This window comes from Pseudoduganella sp. R-43 (assembly GCF_049913255.1).
In the GTDB taxonomy this organism is placed as follows: Bacteria; Pseudomonadota; Gammaproteobacteria; order Burkholderiales; family Burkholderiaceae_D; genus Rugamonas.
On record NZ_CP183988.1, the window covers coordinates 3,824,130 to 3,844,122 of the forward strand.

The following is a 19,993-nucleotide window of genomic DNA, read 5'->3' on the forward strand; positions in this document are numbered from 1 at the left end:
CCGATAGTCAAAACCGGGGAGCAGCGTTGTGTCGATCGTAGAAAAACTATTCAAACTCAAGGAAGCCGGCAGCGATGTGCGAACGGAAGTGGTGGCAGGGATCACCACCTTCCTGACCATGGCGTACATCATCTTCGTCAACCCCGCCATCCTCGGCGACGCCGGCCTGCCGAAAGAAGCAGTCTTCGTCGCCACCTGCCTCGCCGCAGCCCTGGGCACGGCGATCATGGCCTTGTACGCCAACTACCCGATCGGCATGGCGCCCGGCATGGGCCTGAACGCCTACTTCGCCTACGCCGTGGTGCTGGGCATGGGCATCAAATGGCCGGTCGCATTGGGCGCAGTCTTCATTTCCGGCTGCCTGTTCCTGATTGTCAGCCTGCTTGGGCTGCGGGAAGCCATTGTCAACGGCATTCCCCGCTCGCTGCGCATTGCGATCACCGTGGGCCTGGGCCTGTTCCTCGGCCTGATCGCGCTGAAGAGCGCCGGCATCGTCATGGCCAACCCTAACACGATGGTTACGGTGGGTGACCTGCACAAACCGCCAGCACTGCTGGCCGTCGTCGGCTTCCTGCTGATCGTCACGCTGGACCGGCTGAAAGTCAAAGGGGCAATCCTGATCGGCATCATGACCGTCACCGTGTTGAGCTTCTTCTTTGCCGGGAACCAGTTCCATGGCGTTTTCTCGGCGCCGCCATCGCTGGACGCGACTTTCCTCAAGCTGGACGTTCCCGGCGCGCTGGGCGTGGGCGTGTTGAACGTGGTCCTGGTGTTCTTCCTGGTCGAACTGTTCGATGCCACCGGCACCCTGATGGGTGTCGCCAGCCGCGCCGGCCTGCTGGTCAGCGGCAAGATGGAGCGCCTGAACAAGGCCCTGCTGGCCGACAGCACCGCCATTGTGGCGGGCTCCATGCTCGGCACTTCCAGCACCACCGCCTACCTGGAAAGCGCCTCTGGCGTGCAGGCGGGCGGCCGCACGGGGCTGACTGCGCTGGTGGTCGCGCTGCTGTTCCTGGCAGCGTTGTTCATTGCCCCGCTGGCTGGCGTGGTGCCGCCTTATGCAACCGCGCCCGCGCTGCTGTTCGTTGCCTGCCTGATGCTGCGCGACCTCGGCGACTTCGACTGGAACGAAACCACCGAGTGCATACCGGCAGCGATTACCGCCTTGCTGATCCCCTTCACTTATTCGATCGCGCACGGCATCGCCTTCGGCTTCATCACCTATGCAGCCCTCAAGCTGCTGACCGGCCGCTTCCGCGAAGTGAAGCCGATCGTGTGGGTGATCGCCATCGTCTTCAGTTTCAAGTACGCCTATATCGGGGCGTAAGCGCGCGACTGCACGCGAATCTTCAACACGCCGATCAGGTTACACAGGCGCATCCGGGCCAGCACGAGGGCATCTTCGCCCTCGGCTGCCACATCCAGGTCAAGGTTCATGCCGTGCACGCCCGGCGCCATGCGCATTGCATGGAGCTGGACGCCGCCGCGGCGCAGGGTCGCCAGCACCGCCTCCGCAGCATCCATGGCGGAGCAACGGTCGAGGCGCAAGCGGAAAGTTCTCTGTTCAGTATTCATGTGGAAGATTATCCGGCTGGCTCGCCGGAATAGGCATCTGAAGTTTGCCTCGTTTTCCATGTAAAATAGAAGAATCTTCTTCATTTCAACAAATTCATGGAACACCTTGACGAGATGGACCGAAAAATCCTGCGAGAACTTCGGCGGGATGGACGTCTAAGCAATACCAGGCTGGCCGAAACCGTGGGCCTGTCCACCACGCCTTGCTGGAACCGGGTCAAGGCGATGGAAGAGCGCGGCGTCATTGAAGGGTATACTGCGCTGCTCAACCAGCAGGCACTCGGCCTGCCGGACACCGTCATCATCGAGGTCACCCTGGACCGCCATGACGACGACATGCTGCACAAATTCGGCCTGGCGCTGGCCGACCTACCGGAAGTGATGGAAGCCTACCTGCTGACGGGCGAATACGACTACCTGATCAAGGTCGCGGTGGCCGGCACGGCGGGCTACGAAGAATTCCTGCGCCGGAAATTGTATAAACTGCCCGGCATCCGCCACAGCCGCTCGACTTTCGTGTTGCGCTGCCTGAAGCGGGCACATTCCGTAGAGCCCTGATAGAATTCAGTCATGAAATACCTGATACCCCTGATTTTCGCCTCCGGCATGGCCGCAGGCAACGCACTGGCAGAAGATAACGAAGTTGACCACACTGGCAATATCATGCTGTCCGCCGAAATCGGCGCCATCAGCACCAGTGGCAATACCGCCGGTACTTCCGTCACCGGCAGGTTCGAAATCCTGCAAGACACCCTCCGCTGGAGCAACGAGTACACCGGGAACGGCTACTTCAAGGAGGACCGCGCCCGCGTCAACGGCGAAGAAACCAAGCAACGCTCGGCTGAACGCTACCAGTTCGGCGCCAAGGCCGGCTACAAGCTGCTGGAAGAAAATTCCACCCTGTTTGTGCTGGCAGGCTTCTCGGAAGACCGGTTCGGCGCCTATACCCGCAGCGCCAGCGTCGGCGTCGGTCACGGATTCCGTGTTTACCAGAGCGATGACAAGACCCTCGACATGGAAGCCGGTCCGGGCTTCTTCAGGGCTACGCGCGCGAATGGCGAAGAGGATCGCGGCCTCGTTCTGCGCGGCCGCGCCGCCTTCCGCTGGAAACTCAGCGACAATGCCACGTTCGCGCAAATGCTGACGGTGGAACGCGCTTCGTGGAACACTCACTCCACTTCCGAGACTTCGCTCAGCGCCCGCATCAACGGGTCGATGCACATGAAAGCCGCCTTCAGTGCCATCAACGACTCCACCGTGCCGATCGACAAGCAGAACACCGACACCCAGACTTCGGTCACGCTGGTCTACTCGTTCTAAACCAGCCGAAGCAGAACCAGGCCCGCCAGCGCCTGCAACACGGCGCAGTGCCACAGCAGGACAGTGTTGTCCAGCGTGGCACGGCTGGCTGCCCGCAGTTTTCCCCTCGCCGCAACGTAGAGCGCCGCCGGCGCCAGCACGGCAACGTGCAGGCCCTGGTAAGCCAGAAGCGCGGCAACCGCTGCACTCCACGCATCGCGCGACGGGGCAAGTCCCGCATGCCGGTGCGCATCCAGATCGTATGCAAACGCCGCGACCAGGCATGCGCCTGCCGCCAACATCGGCCAACCTTGGGCCGGGCGGCGTGAACTCCACCAGGCCAGGAGGGAACTGGCCGCCAGGAAGGCAGCCTGCAGCCACGGCCAGGGCGCAGCCGGCAAGTGCGCGCCAGGCGGCGGGCAAACCTCCAGGCGCATCGACAAGTGCAAGAAAGTAAAGGCCAGCGAGGCGAAAATTGCCGCATCCACGACCACCAACACCCAGGTAGCCCACCAGGAATGCGATGCCCGTCCTTCGGCGCCGATCGGCAACTCGACCCCTTCCGCGACAGTGGCCTGCGGTGGCAGCGGCCGGTCTGCCTGCCACAACCAGGCCACCAGCGCGACAATGGCCAGTGCGCCGAACAGCCACGCAGCGATGGCTTGCTGCACCGTCATCAAGAGGAAGAAGCCCGCCGTCCCAAGCGCACAAAGGAATGGCAGCCAGCTGTCGCCCGGCAGCACCAGCAAATACCGGGGCCGCGCGTCGCGCCAGCCGGTCACCAGCGTCTCGCGCATGCCGGTCACGCTGCCGGGTAGCCAATGCATGCCCGTTTCCACTTCCTGCACGAGCAGCGGCTGCCGCCACAACGGCTCCGCCGAGCGAACGTCCGGCTGGCTGCGGGTCGCATATTCGTCCTGTGGCAGCCACTCCAGCGAGCTCGCTCGCCAGGGATCTCCGTGCGCCCGTTGAGGTCGGCGCAGCGTCCGGATCAGATCGATGGTGAACAGCGCGACGCCGCAGGCCAGCAGCAAGGCGCCGACCGTGCTGGCCATGTTCAAGTCTGCCCAGCCCGTTTCCGAACCATAGGTGTAAACCCGGCGCGGCATGCCAAGCAAACCCGATACGTGCATCGGGAAGAACGCCACATTGGTTCCCGCGAACACCAGGCCAAACACCCAGCGTGCCCAGGCCTCTGACATGCGGTGCCCGTTGAACAAGGGAACCCAGAAATACGCGCCTGCCAACATCGGGAATACCAGTCCGCCTACCAGCACGTAATGAAGGTGGGCGACAATGAAGTAACTGTCATGCGCCTGCCAGTCGAATGGCACGGCGGCCACCATCACGCCTGTCAGGCCGCCCAGTACAAAGACCAGCAGGAAACCAAGGACGAATAGCGTCGGCGCGTTCAACTGCACCCTGCCCCGCCAGAGGGTTGCGATCCAGGCGAACACCTGCACCGCCGTAGGGACTGCGATGGCCATGCTCGCGGCCGACACCAGCGTGGTCTCCAGCTGCCCAAGGCCGGCGGTGAACATATGGTGCATCCACAAGGCGAAACTCAGCGCTCCCACGGCCGCCAGCGAGAAAATCACCGCCCGGCGCCCCACCAGCGGGGTTTGCACCAGCGCCGGCAACATGGACGACACCATACCCGCAGCAGGAAGGAAAATGATGTACACCTCCGGATGCCCGAAGAACCAGAACAGGTGCTGCCACAAGACCGGGTCGCCGCCGCGCGCAGGGATGAAGAATGGCCAGTCGTAGGCCCGTTCCAGTTCCAGCAGGGCCGTTCCCGCAATCAACGGAGGAAAGGCGAAGACCACCATCGCAGCCACCACCAGCATCGACCAGGCAAACACGGGGATGCGCGCCAGCGTCATGCCGGGCGTGCGGGTGAACAGGATGCCGATAATGAGCTCGATGGCGCCGGCGATCGCCGAAATTTCGATGAATCCGATGCCGAGCAGCCAGAAGTCAGCGTTCAGTCCGGGCGAATATTCCTTGCCGGTCAGGGGCGGATACATGAACCAGCCGCCATCGGGAGCGAGCCCGAAGGCCAGCGTCACGATAAAGCCTGCGCCGCCGAAAGCATACGCCCAATAGGCGTAGGCGGACAGGCGCGGGAACGGCAGGTCCCGGGCCCCCAGCATGCCTGGCAGCAGGAAGACGGCAATGGCTTCCACCATGGGAATGGCGAACAGGAACATCATTACCGTGCCGTGCATGGTGAAGAACTGGTTATAGGTCCCCGGCTGCAGCAAGTCATTGCCTGGGACTGCCAGTTGCAGCCGCATTGCCAGCGCAAGGACGCCTGCGAACAGGAACAAGGCAAACGCGGTCGCCAGGTACAGGCGGCCAATGCGTGTGTTGTTGACGGCGGTCAGGGCGCGCCAGCCACCCGGTTTGCGCCATGCGCGCTCCAGCGCTTCGTACTCGCCCGGCGGGCGCGGCAGGCTGTTGGGGGGACGTCGAGGAGCGCTCATTCCAGCGTCTCCAGCCAGCTTGCCAGGGCTTGCAGGTCGTCGGGTGACAGGCTGCTGGGCGGCATGCGGGCACCGGGTTTGGCAGACTGGGGGTTGACGATCCATCCAAGCAGCCCGGCACGGCTCATTGGCAGCGCCCCGGCTGCAAGATGGCGGCGGCCAGCGAGGTGCGTCAAGTCCGGGCCCGACTTTCCACCTTCCGCGATGCCTCGCACCGTATGGCACGCGTTGCAGCGCGCGGCCAGGAACACCTCGCGCCCGCGGTGTGCGATTTCGCCCTCGCCCGCCTGCATCGTTGCCGCACGCGGCGAGCTGGCCGCTGGCGCGGCCTGGTGCGCCAGCCAGGCTTCGAATTGCTGCGGCGTGACTGCCACCACATCCAGCGCCATGGCTGCGTGCTGGGTGCCGCAATACTCAGCGCACTGGCCCCGGTAGCGGCCAACTGTCCCGGCACGCAGTGTGAGGCCATGGACGCGGCCCGGCACCATATCCACCTTGCCCGCCAGCGCCGGCACCCAGAACGCATGCAGTACATCCGCCGACGCCAGCGCGAGGTAAACCCGCTCGCCCACCGGAAGCCGCAGCTCGTTCGCCAGCACCGCCTCCCTCCCGCTCACCGTGTCGCGATAGCGCACTTCCCACCACCACATATGCGCCGTGACGGTGACCTGGATACGGGTCCCCGAAAAGGGCCACGCCAGGAGCGAAGCTTGCCACCCCGACCACCCCATGAGCGCAACCAGCAAGGGTACCGGCAAGAGCAATCCCCCGCCCACCACCAGCCTGCTCGACCAGGACTTTCCGCGCTTGCGTGCAACACTGGCGAGAACGAGGGCCGCGACCAACAGGAATATCACGGCCCCCGAGCCGAACAACAGCCAGCTGAATCGGCTAAGCAGCGCCGCATCCGGCCCCGCAGGCGACAGGACCGATTGCAGCGCCGGCGTCATTGGAGCGAATAAAGATAAGCCGCCATGTGGCGTGCATCTTCGGGGGAAACACCCATGTCCGGCATCAGGGTCGCGGGGTCCATGCTGCGCGGGGCCGAAATCCAGCGCACCAGGTCGGCCTGCCGGTTCGGCCAGCGCCCTGCAATATAGCTGCGCAGCCCGAACTCCGCGAGCGACGGCGCCGCCTTGCCGCGTGCAGATTCCACGCCTGGAATGTGATGGCAGCTGCCGCACTGGAATTGCGCCAGCAGCGCCTTGCCGCGCCGGGCGTCGCCGCCCTCGCCGGCCGGTGGAGTGGGCTTGCGCGGCTGGCAAGCGCACAAAGCTAGCGGCAAGAGCAAGGCTGCCACGCATGCGCGATGCGTGCTCCCATTTTTCCGCAAACGCACAGTGATTGCTTGCACGAATCGTCCCTGCCTTCCCGCTGCCGATCCCTATAATTTGCTCAAGACATCATCGCCCTTTTCCCGATTGTGCGTCGCCTTATTGCTACCGCCGCTATGAGCTTGTGCCTGGCCGGACTGGCCGGAATACTGGCGGCTACCGTGGTGCTGCAGGCGGGCTGGTATGACGCTTCCGCGCTGCGCCCGCATTTCCAGTTAGTGCACACGCTGATCGAGCGCGGCATGCAGCAATCGGTACGCTTTCACGCGCGCGAAATCGCGCCCCCTTCGGCGACGGCGGGCGCCTCGACGCGCGGCGGCGTCCTGTTTCGCCAGCACTGCGAACAATGCCATGGCGGACCGGGCGTGCCGATGGGCGTGATCGGCTTGAGCATGCAACCGGTCCCCGGCCCGCTGGCCGACGCGGCACGGCGCTGGAAAGCGCGTGAAATGTACTGGATAACCGCAAACGGGATCAAGATGAGCGGGATGCCCGCATGGCGCTTCCACCTGAGCGAGCGCGAAATCTGGGATCTCGTTGCCTTCCTCGGCGCGCTGCCTGCAATGACGCCCGCGGACTATGCCGCTATTGAAAGGCCGCCTGCGCTGCCCCCGCTGGACGCCCAGGTCGAGCGCGCGGTGGGCCACGTACCCGACCGCGAGCGCGGCAGGCTGGCGCTGACCCAGTTTGCCTGCCAATCCTGCCACCATGTCCCGGGCGTGACCGGCCCGCTGACCTTCGTTGGACCCAATCTGGACGGACTGGCACAACGCGGCTTCATCGCCGGCAAGCTGCCGACAAGCGAAGAAAACCTGGTGAAATGGATTCGCGCACCGCAGCAGGTCAAACCCGGTACCGCCATGCCGCAGCTCGGCGTGCCGGAGCGCGATGCGCGCGACATGGCAGCCTACTTGCTGCAGGCCACCCGCTGATTATTGGTCCAGCTGCTTCTGCGTCTGGTACAGGCGGGCGTAAATGCCGCCCTTCGCCAACAGCGCTTCGTGGCTGCCCTGCTCCGCAATCGATCCCGCCGACATGACCACAATGCGGTCGGCGTTTTCGATGGTGGACAGGCGGTGTGCGATGACGACCGTGGTGCGGCCTTCCATCAGCTTTTCCAACGCCGCCTGCACCTGGCGTTCGGACTCTGTGTCCAGGGCACTGGTTGCCTCGTCCAGGATCAGGATAGGCGCATCCTTGTACAAGGCGCGCGCGATGGCCAGCCGCTGGCGTTGGCCGCCCGACAGTCGCATGCCGTTTTCGCCGACCTCGGTCTGGTAGCCCTGAGGCTGGCGCATGATGAAGTCATGCGCATAGGCCGCACGCGATGCCGCTTCGACCCGTGCCATATCCGGCGCCGGATCGCCGTACGCGATATTGGCAGCCAGCGTATCGTTGAACAGGACCACGTCCTGGCTCACCAGGGCGATCTTGCTGCGCAGTTCAGGCAGGCGGTATTCGCGCAAGTCCACGCCATCCAGCAGGATCCGGCCGCTGCTGACGTCATAGAAGCGCGGCAGCAGGCTGGCCAGCGTGGTCTTGCCGCTGCCCGAGCCGCCCACCAGCGCCACCGTCTCGCCGGCCGCGATGTCGAGCGACAGCGAGCGCAAGGCCGGCGCCGCTTCCGGGTCGTCCGCGTTGTAGCGGAAGCCGACATCCACCAATTCGATGCGGCCTTTCACATTATCCGCCGGGCGCGTACCGGTATCGGCTTCCATCGGCGCATCGATCAGGCCGAACACCGATTCCGCGGCAGCCAGGCCGCGCTGCAGGGGTTCATTCAGCTTGGTCAGGTTCTTGATCGGGCCTTGCAGCGACATCAGGCAGGTGATGAAGGCGACGAAAGCACCGGGCGTCAATGCGCCCGCCTGCGCGCGCAGCAAGGCGTAATAGATCACGGCCGACAAGGTGGCGCCGACCATCAACATGATCAGGCCGGAATTCATCGCAGCAGTCGAAGCGTGCTTGACGGCCAGTTGGCGATTCAGCTTCACCACTTCGTCGAAGCGCTTTTGCTCATAGGCCTGGCCGCCGAAAATCTTCACTACCCGCTGGCCGCCGATGCTCTCGTCCAGCACGCGGGTCAGCTCGCCCATAGCATGCTGGGCGCTGGAACTGAGGCGGCGCATGCGGCGGGCCGCGATGGTCACGACCAGCGCCACCAGCGGCAGCAGCACGAGGCAGAACAGGGCCAGCTTCCAGTCGATATCGAACAGCGAACCAAGGAAACCGATCACCGCCACCGTGTCGCGCACGGCGATGGTGAGCACGCTGAGGCCGGCCTGGGTCACCTGCGTGGCATCGAAGGCAATGCGCGACAACGTGGTGCCGGTCGAAGACTGGTCGAAATAGCGGTTCGGAAGACGCAGCACGCGGGCAAACATCTGCTCCCGCACATTGGCCTGGACGCGCTGGGTCAGCCATGCGGAGCCGTAGTCGCCGGTAAATGTGCTGACCATGCGCAGCAGCGCCAGGGCCATGATCAGGGCCGGGATCGCCCACAGTGCAGCGGCGCCGGGATCGGTAGGCAGGATGCTGTCGAGCCAGGCGTGCACCGTCGCCAGGGCCCCGCTCTGCGGCGCCGCGCCGGCGACCGCGTTCGGCTGCACCGCATCGACCACATTCTGCAGCTGGCGTATCAGCAGCACGTCGGTCATCGACGCCACGCCCACGCCGGCCAGGGTCACCAGGGCGGCCCACTTATAGGGGAGGAATTCCTTGATCAGGCGGACGTAGAGTTGGCGGCTTTGCACTATGGTTGGGGATTGATTGGCAACCCCGAATTGTACCAAAGCAGGAATGTGGGAACCGTGGCAGAATGGCCAGCTCCTCAATGTTAAGGAAAAAACCACATGCGCAATGACACCCAATTCCATGCCCTGCACCAGGATGGCATCCTGCTGCTGGCCAATTGCTGGGACGGTGGTACCGCCCGCATCGCCGCCCTGGCTGGCGCCAAGGCACTCGCCACCAGCAGCGCGGCAGTCGCCTGGGGCCACGGCTACGCCGACGGTTCGCAGCTGCCGACCGCCCTGTTACTGGAAACAGTGCGCGACATCGTGCGCGCCAGCGCCTTGCCGCTGACGGTCGATATCGAGGACGGCTATTCTTCCGATCCGGAAGTCGTTGGCCAGTTTGTCGGGCAACTGGTCCAGGCCGGCGTGGTCGGCATCAATATTGAAGATGGCGGTGCGCCGCCGGAGCTGCTGGCGCGCAAGATCGGCGCAGCGCGCGCTGCGGCCGCTGCGGCCGGCATCGACCTGTATATCAACGCCCGTTGCGACGTCTACCTGCGCGGCCTGGCCGAGCCGGGCGCCCGCGTGGCGGAAACCCTGCGCCGTGCGGCGCTGTACCAGGAGGCTGGAGCCAGCGGCCTGTTTGCACCGGGCGTCACGGACGAGGGCGAAATTGCCGAGCTTGCAAAAGGCACAACAATGCCGCTCAATGTGTTGGCCCGTCCCAACCTGGCCGCGCCATCACGCCTGGCCCAGCTGGGCGTGCGCCGCCTGAGCGCAGGATCGTCGCCGGCAGAGGTAATGATGGGCCGGCTGAGGGTGTATATGGAACGCTTCCACCAGACCGGCGCCATCGACGATGAGCAGACCTTCCACTACGGTCCGCTCAACCAACTGATGTCTACTGCACGATAGTGGCAGGTTCGCTCCAGTAGAAGTACAGGTCCTTTGTCCGTCCAGGCTGCACTTGCACCTCGCGGCGTTGGACCTGGCCATCGGCCGCCGTAGCGGTCACGCGGTAGCGGCCAGGCTCCAGGTTAACGAACATCAATGGCCCGGCATCGCGCGCGTTGACGTTGGTATGGCCTTTCGCATCAGAGATCTCGACCTGGACGTCCGAGCGGTACTCGCCGGTGCCGCGGGTCGCGAAGGTCATGCGCACGTTGTAATCCGGCTTGCTGGCGAGCATTTGGCCACGCTCTTCAAGGCCGACGCCGCCGGTCACGAATTGCGGCTCATCGGCCGCCACTGCTGCGCCGATGGCGCTGCAAGCCAGGGTGAAGGCGAAAGTAATGTTTCGTACAAACATGATGCACTCCTTTCCTTTTTCAGGCTTGCCGCCAGTATTCTCCCCTCGCGCCCGGCACGCTATCAGCCATCGTGTCGTTTCTATGTCGGGGAAAGCCTACATACCCCCTATTTCCTACGTTGCCAAACTGTTAGACTCTTGAACTTTGCTAGCAACACTTTTAAGTAACGTTGCAAAAATAATCATATAAAGCAAGGCACTAGGGGTAATCATGTCGAATTGCGGGGCGCATCTGCGCCCGACCATGTTGGCGGCCGCGGTCTCCAGCATTCTTTGCGCGCCTGTCATCGCGCAAGGTCAAACTGAAGAGCAAATTCCGGAAGTCCTCGTGACGGCCCAGCGCATCGCTGCGCCCGAATCGCGGACACCGGTCGCCATGTCGGTCCTCACTGCCGAGCAACTGGACAAACTCGGCATCGACAACGCGGCAGCCATCGGCAAGCGCCTGCCCAATGTGCACCTGGACGGCGCCCCGGACGGGCTGCGCATCACGATCCGCGGCGTGTCCAATTCGGACGTGACGGAAAAGGGAGATCCTTCCGCCGCGTTCATGATGGACGGGATCTATATCGCCCGCCCCCAAGCCCAGACCCTGGGCTTCCTGGACGTGGACCGCATCGAAGTGCTGCGCGGTCCGCAAGGCACCTTGTATGGCCGCAATACCACGGCCGGCGTGGTGAACGTCATCAGCAACACGCCAATCCAGCGCTGGGAAGGCGCCGCCAGCCTTGCGCTGGGCAATTTCCATTCGCGCGTAGCGAACGGCATGCTCAACCTGCCGGTCAATGACATGCTCGCCCTGCGCGCTGCAGTAGCGCTCAGCAAGCATGACAGCACCCTGCGCAATGGCCAGGGCACCGGCTATGAACTGGGCCAGGACCGCGACGACCGCGCTGCGCGCCTGTCCGCCAAACTGGCCCTGGGGAAATCGGCCTCGCTGCTGCTGCGCTACGAACACGCTACGCAGAACGGCAATATCGACAACATCGTCCCGGACACCAATTTCTACAAGGGTGTCGAGACAGGCAGGCCCACCTGGTATGACGCCGGCACCAATGAGCGCCTGACCAACAATTTCAAGCCATTCAATACAAAGCTCGAGCAAGGCTACAACCACAAATCGACCGACAGCCTGGGCGCCGAACTCTCGTGGAACCTCGGCCCCGTCACCCTGGACTACCTTGGCTCGCACCGCAAGAACGAACACGACTTCCTGGCCAACTTCTACTACCGTGTGCAACCAACGCTGGCAATTGGCGTGCACGAGAATTTCTGGGGCGACCAGCGCCAGGATTCCCATGAACTGCGCCTGTCCACCTCCGGCAGCGGCCCGCTGAAGGCGCAGGGCGGCTTGTATTACTTCCGAGAAGAATCGCACCAGCTCTATGTGTTCCGCGACCTGCAGCTGGTCAAGCTGCCGCCTTACTACGTATTCCCGCATGGACCGACGATCTCGCGCAGCAAGGCAGCCTTCGGCCAGCTGACGTACGGCGTAACGCCGGTCCTGCGCGCCACTGCGGGCCTGCGCTATACGGAGGATGACAAGTCGCGCGTGGGCTCGACCAACTTCCAGCAGGCGCGCGAATTCAACGCCGCGACCGATCTCAAGATGCTGAACGACGCCACCCTGGCCACCCACAAGACGACGTGGAAGCTGGGTGCCGAGGTCGACCTGGCGCCGGCAGCCATGGCTTATGCCAGCATCGCCACGGGCTACAAGTCGGGCGGCTTCAATGACGGCTGCCTGGCCGGTTCCAGCGCGCTGGGCATCGCCTGCCCGGCCGTGATTGCCGTGCCGGCTGAAACCCTGTTCTACCGGCCCGAAACGCTGAAATCCTGGGAAGCCGGGCTGAAAACGCGGTTCTGGAACAAGCGGGCCAGCATGAACCTGGCCATCTTCCACTACGACTACACCAACCTGCAGCTCTCCGGCGTTGCGATCGTGGCCGGCGCGCCGCGCTTCGTCACCCAGAATGCCGGCGCCGCCAGCGTCAAGGGCCTCGAGCTCGATGGGCAGGTACGCGCCACCCCTGCCGACAGCTTCACCTACGGCCTGACGCTGCTGGATGCCCATTACGTCAGCTACCGGCCGAACGGCCTGGTTTCCTGGGCCGGCGAGCCGCTGGACCGGGCGCCGCATTCGGTGCTGAGCCTGGGCTGGGACCATCGCTTCCGCCTGCCTGGCGCAGCACTCACCGCCGGCATCAGCGCGCGCCGCAGCGCGGCCTACAACATCAGCGCTTCCAGCCAGTTGCTGCAATACCGCATCCCGCCGCGCACCGCCAGCGACCTCTCGCTGGCGTATCGCCCCGACGGCGCCAATTGGAGCCTGATGGCCCATGTGAAGAACCTGGAAAACAAGGTGCAGCCTGTCACCATCGACAGCTTCGGCATGGCTGCGCCGAGCGATCCACGGACCTTTGACATCCGTTTCGACTACCACTTCTAACCCGGAGACGTATGAAGTCGCTGCTGAACCAACTGCCCCGCATCACCCTCGTCCTGCTCGCCGGATTCCTGATCGCGCTCGCATCCCGCAGCTGGAGCGAAACGACGACCCTGTTGATCGTCAGTTCGATCCTGATGTTTGCCTGCTGCTGGGCCAGTGCCAGCCACTTCCTCGGGCACGCACCGGCGCTGCGCTTCGTCGTCATCGGCGTCGTCGTCGGCTGGTTCGCCGAGGAGATGGGCGCGCGTTATGGCTGGTTCTTCGGCTCGTACACCTATACCGACGTGCTGGGCCCGCGCATCGGCTCCGTGCCCTTCATCATCCCGCTGATGTGGTTTGCGCTGTGCTATGTAGCCTATGTGATCGCCAACCTGATCGTCTGGCAAACCCCGACCGACGGCGTGCCGTCGACGCTGATGACCTTCATCATGGCCTTCCTTGGCGCGATGATCGTGACCGCCTACGACCTGGGCGCCGACCCTTACATGGTCTTCACGCTCAAGGCCTGGATCATGACCAAGACCGATGGCGGCTGGTTCGGCGAAACGCTGCAAGGTTTTGTTGGCTGGATGACGATTTCCTTCGCCATCATTTACGGCTTCCGCCTCACGCTGCGCAAAAAGCCGCCGGTTCCAAGCAGCAGGGTCACGCCCCTCTACGCTTTGGTACCCTTGTTGATCTACGGCGGCAGCATGGTGTTCCAGGCCCTGAAAGGCAATCCGATCGAGACCCGTACCATCGCCCTGTTCGCCATGGGAATTCCCGTCCTGGCGGGCCTTTGCGGCTGGATGCGCTGGAAGGAAGCGCAATGAACGCGCCCATCGCAGTGGCGCCGACCCTGCGTGCCGACCCGCTCGCCGACGACGCCATCGCAGCCATCCTCCACGGCCACGAGGGCAGCCAGTGGGAAGCCATCGCCATTGTGAACCGCCTGCTTGGCGAGTGGCAAAGCAACGCCATCATCGCCGGCTGGCGCGCCCCCGAAGGCACCCCCGCGCCAATCGCGGCCGCGCTGGAAGCCTACCTTGCCGCAGGCTCGCGGCTGCCCGAATGGGCCGATGCCGCCCGCATTGCGCGCTCGGAGGAGCTGTTCTTTGACATGAGCATGCTGTCCTGCAGCCTGCTGTTCTGCGCCAGCCTGCCCGAATGCTATGTCGTGCCCGACCTGGCGGGCGTGCTGCACGTCGCCGGCCAGCTCGAAGCCCATACCGACTACCGCGTGCGCTCCACGGCCGCCATGATCTTCCCGGTCATGATGCACGGCGGCCTGACCAGCCCGGATGGCGGAGGCGTCGCACAGATCCTCAAGGTTCGGCTGATCCACGCCACCATCCGCCACCTGATCTTGCGCGGCAACCCTTCCGACGCGATCCTTGAAGGCGGCAGCGCCGTGGCGCCGATGGATGCGCCCTGCCGCAATGTGCACGATACCCTGTACAACCATGGGTGGGACGTCGCCGCGAACGGCCTGCCCTGCAACCAGGAAGAGCTGGCCTACACCCTGCTCACCTTCCACTATATTTTCCTGCGCGGCCTGCGCAAGCTTGGCCTCGGCCTGCCGCAGCAGGACGAACAGGCCTACCTGCATACCTGGAACGTGGTTGGGCACGTCCTCGGCATCGAATCCAGCCTGATGCCGCAAACCATGAAGCAGGCCGAGGCCAGCTTCAACGACATCCAGGCACGCGCCCGGCTGTCGCCCTACCTGCCCGACCCGCGCCCGGAGCTTGGCGCGGCACTGATGAAAGCAATGCAGGACCAGATCCCGCTGCGCATCCTGAAGCCGTTCCCGGTCCTGCTTACGCGCTACCTGTGCGGCAAGTCCGCCCGCCTCGACCTGGCGCTCAATCAGCGCGTCAACCTGCTGTCGCGCGCACTGTTCATCAGCGGCATGGTCGTCGTGCGCGGCGTCGACGCCCTGGTGCGCCTGGCTTTCCCCAATTTTTCGATCTGCCGCATGATCACCCGCATTTTCGGCTACCAGTTCACCGTGAAGTTCCTGATGGACCAGACCCGCCCGCTGAAGCTTCCGCCTGCGGTGCTGAACCAGGTTGACAGCGCCGTGCGCGGCTGGGGCAAGGATCCCAAGGCGCCAGCCTGGATGAACGCACTGGAAGCGCGCCTCGCCGGCCGTGCCCCGGCCAAGCCGGCAGGAGACCAGCAGCCATGCTGAAGCGCGTCCCCTTCGTTTTCTTCGCCCTCATGCTGGCGCTGGCCTCGAGCCTGTGCCTGGCCAGCGCCGCGGGAAGCGCAGCGCCGACCCCGCTGGTGCTGGACGAACGTTCCGGTTCGCACGACGCCTGGCCCGCCGTCACGATCCTGAAGGACCCGGGCGGCACCCTCAGCGCAGCCGAGGTCCTGGCCGCTGCCGCCGGGTTCCAGAAGCCGCAATCGGCTTATGCCACGCTGGGAGTGAACAAAGGCACCGTGGTCTGGGTCCGCATCCCGGTCTTCGTGCCGGCCGACGCCACCGGCGAATGGACCCTGAACATCGATTATTCGCAGATCAACCGGGTCGACGTGTTCGCCGCCACCGATGGTGCGCTCCACAGCCACACCGTGACCGGCAACCTGCAGCCGGTGGTGGCTCCGGGCGGCGGCGGCCGCACGCCTGCGGCAGCCTTGCGCCTGACGCCCGGCGCAGACCATGTGGTCCTGCTGCGGGTCGAGAATGTCGGCTCGATGATCCTGCCGATTCACTTCTCCAAGGCCGCGGTCTACCACGCCTCCGCGCTGGCCGAGCAAATGCTGCAAGGGATGCTGATGGGCCTCAGCCTGTGCCTGCTGCTGTATAGCCTGGCGCAATGGGCCAATTTGCGCGAGCCGCTGTTCGCCAAGTATGCGCTGCTGATTGCCGGCACCACCCTGTTCTCCTTCGAATTCTTCGGCCTGGGCAGCCAGTACATCTGGCGCGACAATGTGTGGATGACGCTGCACGCCGGCGGCCTGTTCGCCCTGATGGCGTCCTGCGGCGGCTACCTGTTCGTCGAGCAGTCCCTGGCGCGCCCCGGCGTCGACCGTACTTTCTCGGTCCTGATGAAGGCCGGTGCGGCGCTGGCCGCCCTGTTTGCCGTGGCCTATTGCCTCGATGTGATCAGCGTCGAAGGCCTGGTGGTCATCGTCAGCACCCTCGGTTTGCTGCCCATGCTGCTTGGCTTGCCGGGCGCCTACAAGCGCGCGCGCCGCGGCGATTCGGTCGGCATCTACTTCATGCTGGGCTGGGCGGTCAGCTTCTTGTCGTCGGTGGTCCTGAGCCAGGTCATCAGCGGCAAGATGGCGGCCAACTTCTGGACCATGCACGCCCTGCAGTTCGGCAATGCCTTCGACATGCTGGTGTTCATGCGCATCCTCGGCCTGCGCACCAAGGCCATGCAGAACGCCATGCTGCGCGCCGAAGCGGCCACCCGCCTGAAGTCCGATTTCCTGGCCAATATGAGCCACGAGATCCGCACCCCGATGAATGCCATCATCGGCATGAGCCGCCTGGCGCTGATGACCGATCCCAGTCCGAAGCAGCGCAACTACCTGGCCAAGATCCTCGGCGCAGGCGAACACCTGCTCGGCATCATCAACGACATCCTCGATTTCTCCAAGATCGAAGCCGGCAAGCTGGCCCTGGAAGCCGTGCCGTTCAGCCTGGACGAGATGCTGGACCACCTGTCCACCCTGACCGCCGTCAAGACCGATGCGCGCAAGGTGGAGCTGGTGTTCCGCGTCGAACGCGGCGTACCGCAAAAGCTGGTCGGCGACCCCTTGCGCCTCGGCCAGGTGCTGATCAACCTGACCAACAATGCCGTCAAGTTCACCGAACGCGGCGAGATCGTAGTGGCCGTCAAGGCCGTCGAGCGCTCTGCCGACGGCGTGGTGCTGCAGTTCAGCGTCAGCGATACCGGCATCGGCATGAGCGAAGAGCAGCTCGCCCGGCTGTTCCAGTCCTTCAGCCAGGCCGACAGCTCGATCACGCGCAAATACGGCGGCACCGGCCTGGGCCTGAGCATCTCGCGCCAGCTGGTGGAACTGATGGGCGGCAGCATCAAGGTGACCAGTACGCCTGGCGTCGGCAGCCGTTTCAGCTTCACCGTCAGGCTCGGCCTCGGCGATGCCAGCGAGGAGCCTCTGTCCTCGCCGACCGGCGGGCTGCAGCAGGCCCGCGTGCTGGTGGTGGACGATAGCGCCACGGCGCGTGAAGCGCTGGTGGAAATGCTTGGCACCTTCGGCGTGGCTGCCCACAGCGCGAGCTCCGGCGAACAGTCGCTCAACATGCTGCTGCGCGGCGTGGAAACCGGCATGCCCTACCAGGTGGTGCTGATGGATTACATGATGCCGGGCTGGGATGGCGTGGAAACCATCCACCGCATCCACGCCGACCCGCGCTTCGCTGCCCCGCCGTCGATCCTCATGGTCAGCGCCTGCACCCGCGAAACGGTGCTGCAGGAGGAAGGCGAACTTCCGCTGCAAGGCTTCCTGACCAAGCCGGTCGGCCCTGCGCTGCTCTATCACAGCCTGCTGCAAGTGCTGCGCCCCGAGATCGCCCAGCCGGCATCGCTGCAGGCGGAACAGCGCGGCGTGCCGGCCGAGGAGCTGGCGCGGCTGCACGGCGCCCGCGTGCTGCTGGTGGAAGACAATGCCAACAACCGGGAGGTGGCAGTCGACTTCCTGGAAACGGTGCGGGTGCACGTCGATGTCGCTGTTCACGGCGGCGAGGCGGTGCGGATGGTGCAGCAAGGCGATTACGACCTGGTGCTGATGGACGTGCAGATGCAGGTGGTCGATGGCCTGAGCGCCGCGCGCCAGATCCGCGCCATTGAAGCGCTGCGCGGCCTGCCTATCCTGGCCATGACCGCCCACGCCATGCCGGAAGACCAGGCCAGGAGCCTGGAAGCGGGCATGAACGACCATATCACCAAGCCGATCGATCCGGACGTGCTGTTCCGCGCCATGCTGAAGTGGATCGATCCTGCACGCCTGGTCGGGCGCGCCATTCCCGGCGCGCCTGCCGCAGAAATCCCCGCCGCGCCGGTCGCCGCAGCCTACCCGCCGCTGGCAGGCGTCGACTGGCAATATGCGTTGGCGCGCGCCGAACGCGATCCGGCCATCCTCGCCAAGCGCATGCGCAGCTTCTGCACCGAATACGGCGGCGGCCCGGCCTTGCTCACTGCCGCACTGGCCGACGGCGACTGGGCCCAGGTCGAGCGCCTGGCCCACAACCTGAAATCCAGCGCCACCTACCTCGGCGCCATCGGGCTTGCCCAACTGTCCGACATCGTCGAAGCCGGCATCCGCGATGGACGCCCCGAGCGCTGCGCACGGGAGGCTGCGGACATGGCCAAGTCGCTCGGGATCATCCTGGCCGGCTTTGCGAATGCCTTGCAGGCGCCGGCCGGCGCCAGCGAAAGCCAGGTGGCCGATTTTGGCCGCCTGCTGCGTGAACTGGACCGCTACCTGCGGGCCGACGACGCCCGTTCCGAAGATTTGCTGACCGAACTGAGCGCCCTTCTGGCCGCTTCAGCCCACGCTGCGCTGCTGGCGCGCATCCAGCGTGCTGTGGACGAAATCGAATATCATGATGCCTTGAAACCGCTGGCCGAACTTGCGCAAGCACTCGGCGTCGATATGGAATTGAGTGCATGAGTCAAAAGGTCTTAGTCGCGGACGATGACGGCATCAACCGTCAGGTTCTCGCGACCTTGCTGAAACCAGAGTATGTGGTACTGCTGGCCAAGACCGGCGAGCAGGCCATCGAGCGCGCCCAGCGCCACTTGCCCGACTTGCTGATGCTGGACGTGATGTTGCCCGACATGGACGGCTATGAAGTGCTGCGCCGCCTGCGCGCCGACGCCGCCACTGCCCACATTGAAGTCATCTTCATCACCGGCATGGGCCGGCCCGAGGACGAGGCGCGCGGCCTCAAGCTGGGCGCAGCCGATTACATCACCAAGCCCTTCAACACCACGGTCGTGATGGCGCGCGTGGCCACCCACCTGGAAGTGGTACGCCAGCGCCGCATGCTCGAGCACCTGGCGCATATGGACGGCCTGACCGAACTGGCCAACCGCCGCCGCTTCGATGAAGTCTACGCAAGCGAATGGCAGCGCGCCGCCCGCCACGCGCACGCGATTTCAGTGGCGCTGCTGGACATCGACTGCTTCAAACAGTACAACGACCATTACGGGCATCCGGCCGGCGACCGTGCCCTGCGCGCCGTGGCCCGCGTGGCGCGCAATGCCATGCGCCGGCCCTGCGACGTCGCCGCCCGCTATGGCGGCGAGGAACTGGTGATCCTGATGCCCGAAACCGACGCGGCGCAAGCCTTGTATGTAGCGGAGGGAATTCGCGAGGCGGTGGCCCAGCTGCTGATTCCGCATGAGCAGTCCATTGCCAGCCCGATGCTGACGGTCAGCATCGGCGGTGCAACCCTGGCGCCGGGCAGCCAGGAAAGCGCCCCCGCGCTGTTCGATGCCGCCGACGCGGCCCTGTACCGCGCCAAGGAAGCAGGCCGCAACCGCGTCAACTGGAGGATGTGATGGCCAAGCGATTGATGATCGAAGGTCTGGTGCAAGGCGTTGGCTATCGCTACGCGCTTGCAGAACGCGCAACAGCGCTCGGCCTGGCGGGCTGGGTGCGCAACCGCGCCAACGGAGCGGTCGAAGCCAGCGTGCACGGCCCAGCCGACGCGGTGAAAGCCATCATCGAATGGGCGCACAAGGGTCCCAGCGCCGCGCGGGTCAACAGCGTCCACGTTGCGGACGATCCGGAACCCGCACCGCTGGCCGCCACCTTCGACATCCGCCCGACGCTCTAGG

General features: G+C 64.8%; 17 protein-coding genes. 11 read left to right on the plus strand and 6 right to left on the minus strand.

The window, feature by feature from the left end; all coding sequences use genetic code 11:
* The first annotated feature begins 28 nt into the window (after positions 1-28).
* Entirely contained in the window at positions 29-1,327 is a 1,299-nt protein-coding gene (locus ACN9M3_RS17350) for an NCS2 family permease (protein ID WP_426318084.1), read from the plus strand.
* On the opposite strand, the gene ACN9M3_RS17355 is transcribed toward ACN9M3_RS17350, so the two are convergent.
* Positions 1,312-1,575: a hypothetical protein gene (locus ACN9M3_RS17355; protein ID WP_156401456.1), complete on the minus strand. Its 264-nt coding sequence runs from the start codon at positions 1,573-1,575 to the stop codon at positions 1,312-1,314. The two genes, ACN9M3_RS17350 and ACN9M3_RS17355, sit on opposite strands and share 16 nt — an antisense overlap.
* A 96-nt stretch (positions 1,576-1,671) precedes the next feature.
* On the opposite strand from ACN9M3_RS17355, the gene ACN9M3_RS17360 reads away from it, so the two are divergent.
* Together ACN9M3_RS17360 and ACN9M3_RS17365 are read left to right on the plus strand one after the other, a co-directional pair.
* Positions 1,672-2,133, plus strand: coding sequence for an Lrp/AsnC family transcriptional regulator (locus ACN9M3_RS17360; RefSeq protein ID WP_426161724.1), 462 nt, complete (start codon positions 1,672-1,674; stop codon positions 2,131-2,133).
* Positions 2,134-2,145: 12 nt separating this feature from the next.
* The gene (locus ACN9M3_RS17365; protein ID WP_426318086.1) at positions 2,146-2,895 is read left to right on the plus strand and encodes a DUF481 domain-containing protein; all 750 of its coding nucleotides are present in this window, start codon (positions 2,146-2,148) and stop codon (positions 2,893-2,895) included.
* Here ACN9M3_RS17365 and ACN9M3_RS17370 read toward each other — a convergent pair.
* The 3 genes from ACN9M3_RS17370 to ACN9M3_RS17380 are packed head-to-tail and all read right to left on the minus strand — an operon-like array spanning position 2,892 to position 6,663.
* Entirely contained in the window at positions 2,892-5,363 is a 2,472-nt protein-coding gene (locus ACN9M3_RS17370) for a cbb3-type cytochrome c oxidase subunit I (protein WP_426318088.1), read from the minus strand. The genes ACN9M3_RS17365 and ACN9M3_RS17370 overlap by 4 nt on opposite strands.
* A complete protein-coding gene (locus ACN9M3_RS17375) occupies positions 5,360-6,313 on the minus strand; it encodes a cytochrome c oxidase subunit II (protein WP_426161727.1) in 954 nt (317 codons plus the stop codon). The genes ACN9M3_RS17370 and ACN9M3_RS17375 overlap by 4 nt, the downstream gene beginning before the upstream one ends.
* Positions 6,310-6,663: a c-type cytochrome gene (locus tag ACN9M3_RS17380; RefSeq protein ID WP_426318089.1), complete on the minus strand. Its 354-nt coding sequence runs from the start codon at positions 6,661-6,663 to the stop codon at positions 6,310-6,312. Before ACN9M3_RS17380 ends, ACN9M3_RS17375 begins: the two co-directional genes overlap by 4 nt.
* Before the next feature lie 150 nt (positions 6,664-6,813).
* On the opposite strand from ACN9M3_RS17380, the gene ACN9M3_RS17385 reads away from it, so the two are divergent.
* Positions 6,814-7,629, plus strand: a complete 816-nt coding sequence (locus ACN9M3_RS17385) for a c-type cytochrome (RefSeq protein WP_426318091.1) — start codon at positions 6,814-6,816, stop codon at positions 7,627-7,629.
* Here ACN9M3_RS17385 and msbA read toward each other — a convergent pair whose 3' ends face one another.
* Complete coding sequence (gene msbA, locus ACN9M3_RS17390) at positions 7,630-9,450, minus strand: lipid A export permease/ATP-binding protein MsbA (protein WP_426318093.1); 1,821 nt, start codon at positions 9,448-9,450, stop codon at positions 7,630-7,632.
* Positions 9,451-9,549: 99 nt separating this feature from the next.
* Here msbA and ACN9M3_RS17395 point away from each other — a divergent pair, with 99 nt between their 5' ends.
* On the plus strand, positions 9,550-10,347 hold the full coding sequence (locus ACN9M3_RS17395; protein WP_426318095.1) for an isocitrate lyase/PEP mutase family protein: 798 nt from the start codon (positions 9,550-9,552) through the stop codon (positions 10,345-10,347).
* Here the strand turns inward: ACN9M3_RS17395 and ACN9M3_RS17400 are convergent.
* Complete coding sequence (locus ACN9M3_RS17400) at positions 10,334-10,741, minus strand: carboxypeptidase regulatory-like domain-containing protein (protein ID WP_426161732.1); 408 nt, start codon at positions 10,739-10,741, stop codon at positions 10,334-10,336. The two genes, ACN9M3_RS17395 and ACN9M3_RS17400, sit on opposite strands and share 14 nt — an antisense overlap.
* Before the next feature lie 211 nt (positions 10,742-10,952).
* Between ACN9M3_RS17400 and ACN9M3_RS17405 the strand changes: the two genes are divergently transcribed.
* The 6 genes from ACN9M3_RS17405 to ACN9M3_RS17430 are packed head-to-tail and all read left to right on the plus strand — an operon-like array spanning position 10,953 to position 19,992.
* Positions 10,953-13,190, plus strand: a complete 2,238-nt coding sequence (locus ACN9M3_RS17405; RefSeq protein ID WP_426318098.1) for a TonB-dependent receptor — start codon at positions 10,953-10,955, stop codon at positions 13,188-13,190.
* Positions 13,191-13,201: 11 nt separating this feature from the next.
* Positions 13,202-14,002 carry a carotenoid biosynthesis protein gene (locus ACN9M3_RS17410; RefSeq protein ID WP_426318099.1) on the plus strand — a complete coding sequence of 267 codons (801 nt, stop codon included), beginning with the start codon at positions 13,202-13,204 and terminating at the stop codon, positions 14,000-14,002.
* On the plus strand, positions 13,999-15,363 hold the full coding sequence (locus tag ACN9M3_RS17415) for an oxygenase MpaB family protein (protein ID WP_426318101.1): 1,365 nt from the start codon (positions 13,999-14,001) through the stop codon (positions 15,361-15,363). Before ACN9M3_RS17410 ends, ACN9M3_RS17415 begins: the two co-directional genes overlap by 4 nt.
* Positions 15,357-18,821, plus strand: coding sequence for a response regulator (locus tag ACN9M3_RS17420; RefSeq protein WP_426318102.1), 3,465 nt, complete (start codon positions 15,357-15,359; stop codon positions 18,819-18,821). The genes ACN9M3_RS17415 and ACN9M3_RS17420 overlap by 7 nt, the downstream gene beginning before the upstream one ends.
* Positions 18,818-19,714: a diguanylate cyclase gene (locus ACN9M3_RS17425; RefSeq protein ID WP_426318104.1), complete on the plus strand. Its 897-nt coding sequence runs from the start codon at positions 18,818-18,820 to the stop codon at positions 19,712-19,714. The genes ACN9M3_RS17420 and ACN9M3_RS17425 overlap by 4 nt, the downstream gene beginning before the upstream one ends.
* On the plus strand, positions 19,714-19,992 hold the full coding sequence (locus ACN9M3_RS17430; protein ID WP_426318106.1) for an acylphosphatase: 279 nt from the start codon (positions 19,714-19,716) through the stop codon (positions 19,990-19,992). Before ACN9M3_RS17425 ends, ACN9M3_RS17430 begins: the two co-directional genes overlap by 1 nt.
* Position 19,993: the final 1 nt, after the last annotated feature.

What these genes read in the sequence shown, in the direction of transcription:
- ACN9M3_RS17370 (WP_426318088.1), bottom strand. Translation starts at nt 5,363, where the DNA reads ATGAGCGCTCCTCGACGTCCCCCCAACAGCCTGCCGCGCCCGCCGGGC.
- ACN9M3_RS17400 (WP_426161732.1), bottom strand. Translation starts at nt 10,741, where the DNA reads ATGTTTGTACGAAACATTACTTTCGCCTTCACCCTGGCTTGCAGCGCC.
- ACN9M3_RS17415 (WP_426318101.1), top strand. Translation starts at nt 13,999, where the DNA reads ATGAACGCGCCCATCGCAGTGGCGCCGACCCTGCGTGCCGACCCGCTC.
- ACN9M3_RS17355 (WP_156401456.1), bottom strand. Translation starts at nt 1,575, where the DNA reads ATGAATACTGAACAGAGAACTTTCCGCTTGCGCCTCGACCGTTGCTCC.
- ACN9M3_RS17395 (WP_426318095.1), top strand. Translation starts at nt 9,550, where the DNA reads ATGCGCAATGACACCCAATTCCATGCCCTGCACCAGGATGGCATCCTG.
- ACN9M3_RS17365 (WP_426318086.1), top strand. Translation starts at nt 2,146, where the DNA reads ATGAAATACCTGATACCCCTGATTTTCGCCTCCGGCATGGCCGCAGGC.
- ACN9M3_RS17410 (WP_426318099.1), top strand. Translation starts at nt 13,202, where the DNA reads ATGAAGTCGCTGCTGAACCAACTGCCCCGCATCACCCTCGTCCTGCTC.
- ACN9M3_RS17430 (WP_426318106.1), top strand. Translation starts at nt 19,714, where the DNA reads ATGGCCAAGCGATTGATGATCGAAGGTCTGGTGCAAGGCGTTGGCTAT.
- ACN9M3_RS17360 (WP_426161724.1), top strand. Translation starts at nt 1,672, where the DNA reads ATGGAACACCTTGACGAGATGGACCGAAAAATCCTGCGAGAACTTCGG.
- ACN9M3_RS17425 (WP_426318104.1), top strand. Translation starts at nt 18,818, where the DNA reads ATGAGTCAAAAGGTCTTAGTCGCGGACGATGACGGCATCAACCGTCAG.
- ACN9M3_RS17405 (WP_426318098.1), top strand. Translation starts at nt 10,953, where the DNA reads ATGTCGAATTGCGGGGCGCATCTGCGCCCGACCATGTTGGCGGCCGCG.
- ACN9M3_RS17385 (WP_426318091.1), top strand. Translation starts at nt 6,814, where the DNA reads ATGAGCTTGTGCCTGGCCGGACTGGCCGGAATACTGGCGGCTACCGTG.
- ACN9M3_RS17420 (WP_426318102.1), top strand. Translation starts at nt 15,357, where the DNA reads ATGCTGAAGCGCGTCCCCTTCGTTTTCTTCGCCCTCATGCTGGCGCTG.
- ACN9M3_RS17375 (WP_426161727.1), bottom strand. Translation starts at nt 6,313, where the DNA reads ATGACGCCGGCGCTGCAATCGGTCCTGTCGCCTGCGGGGCCGGATGCG.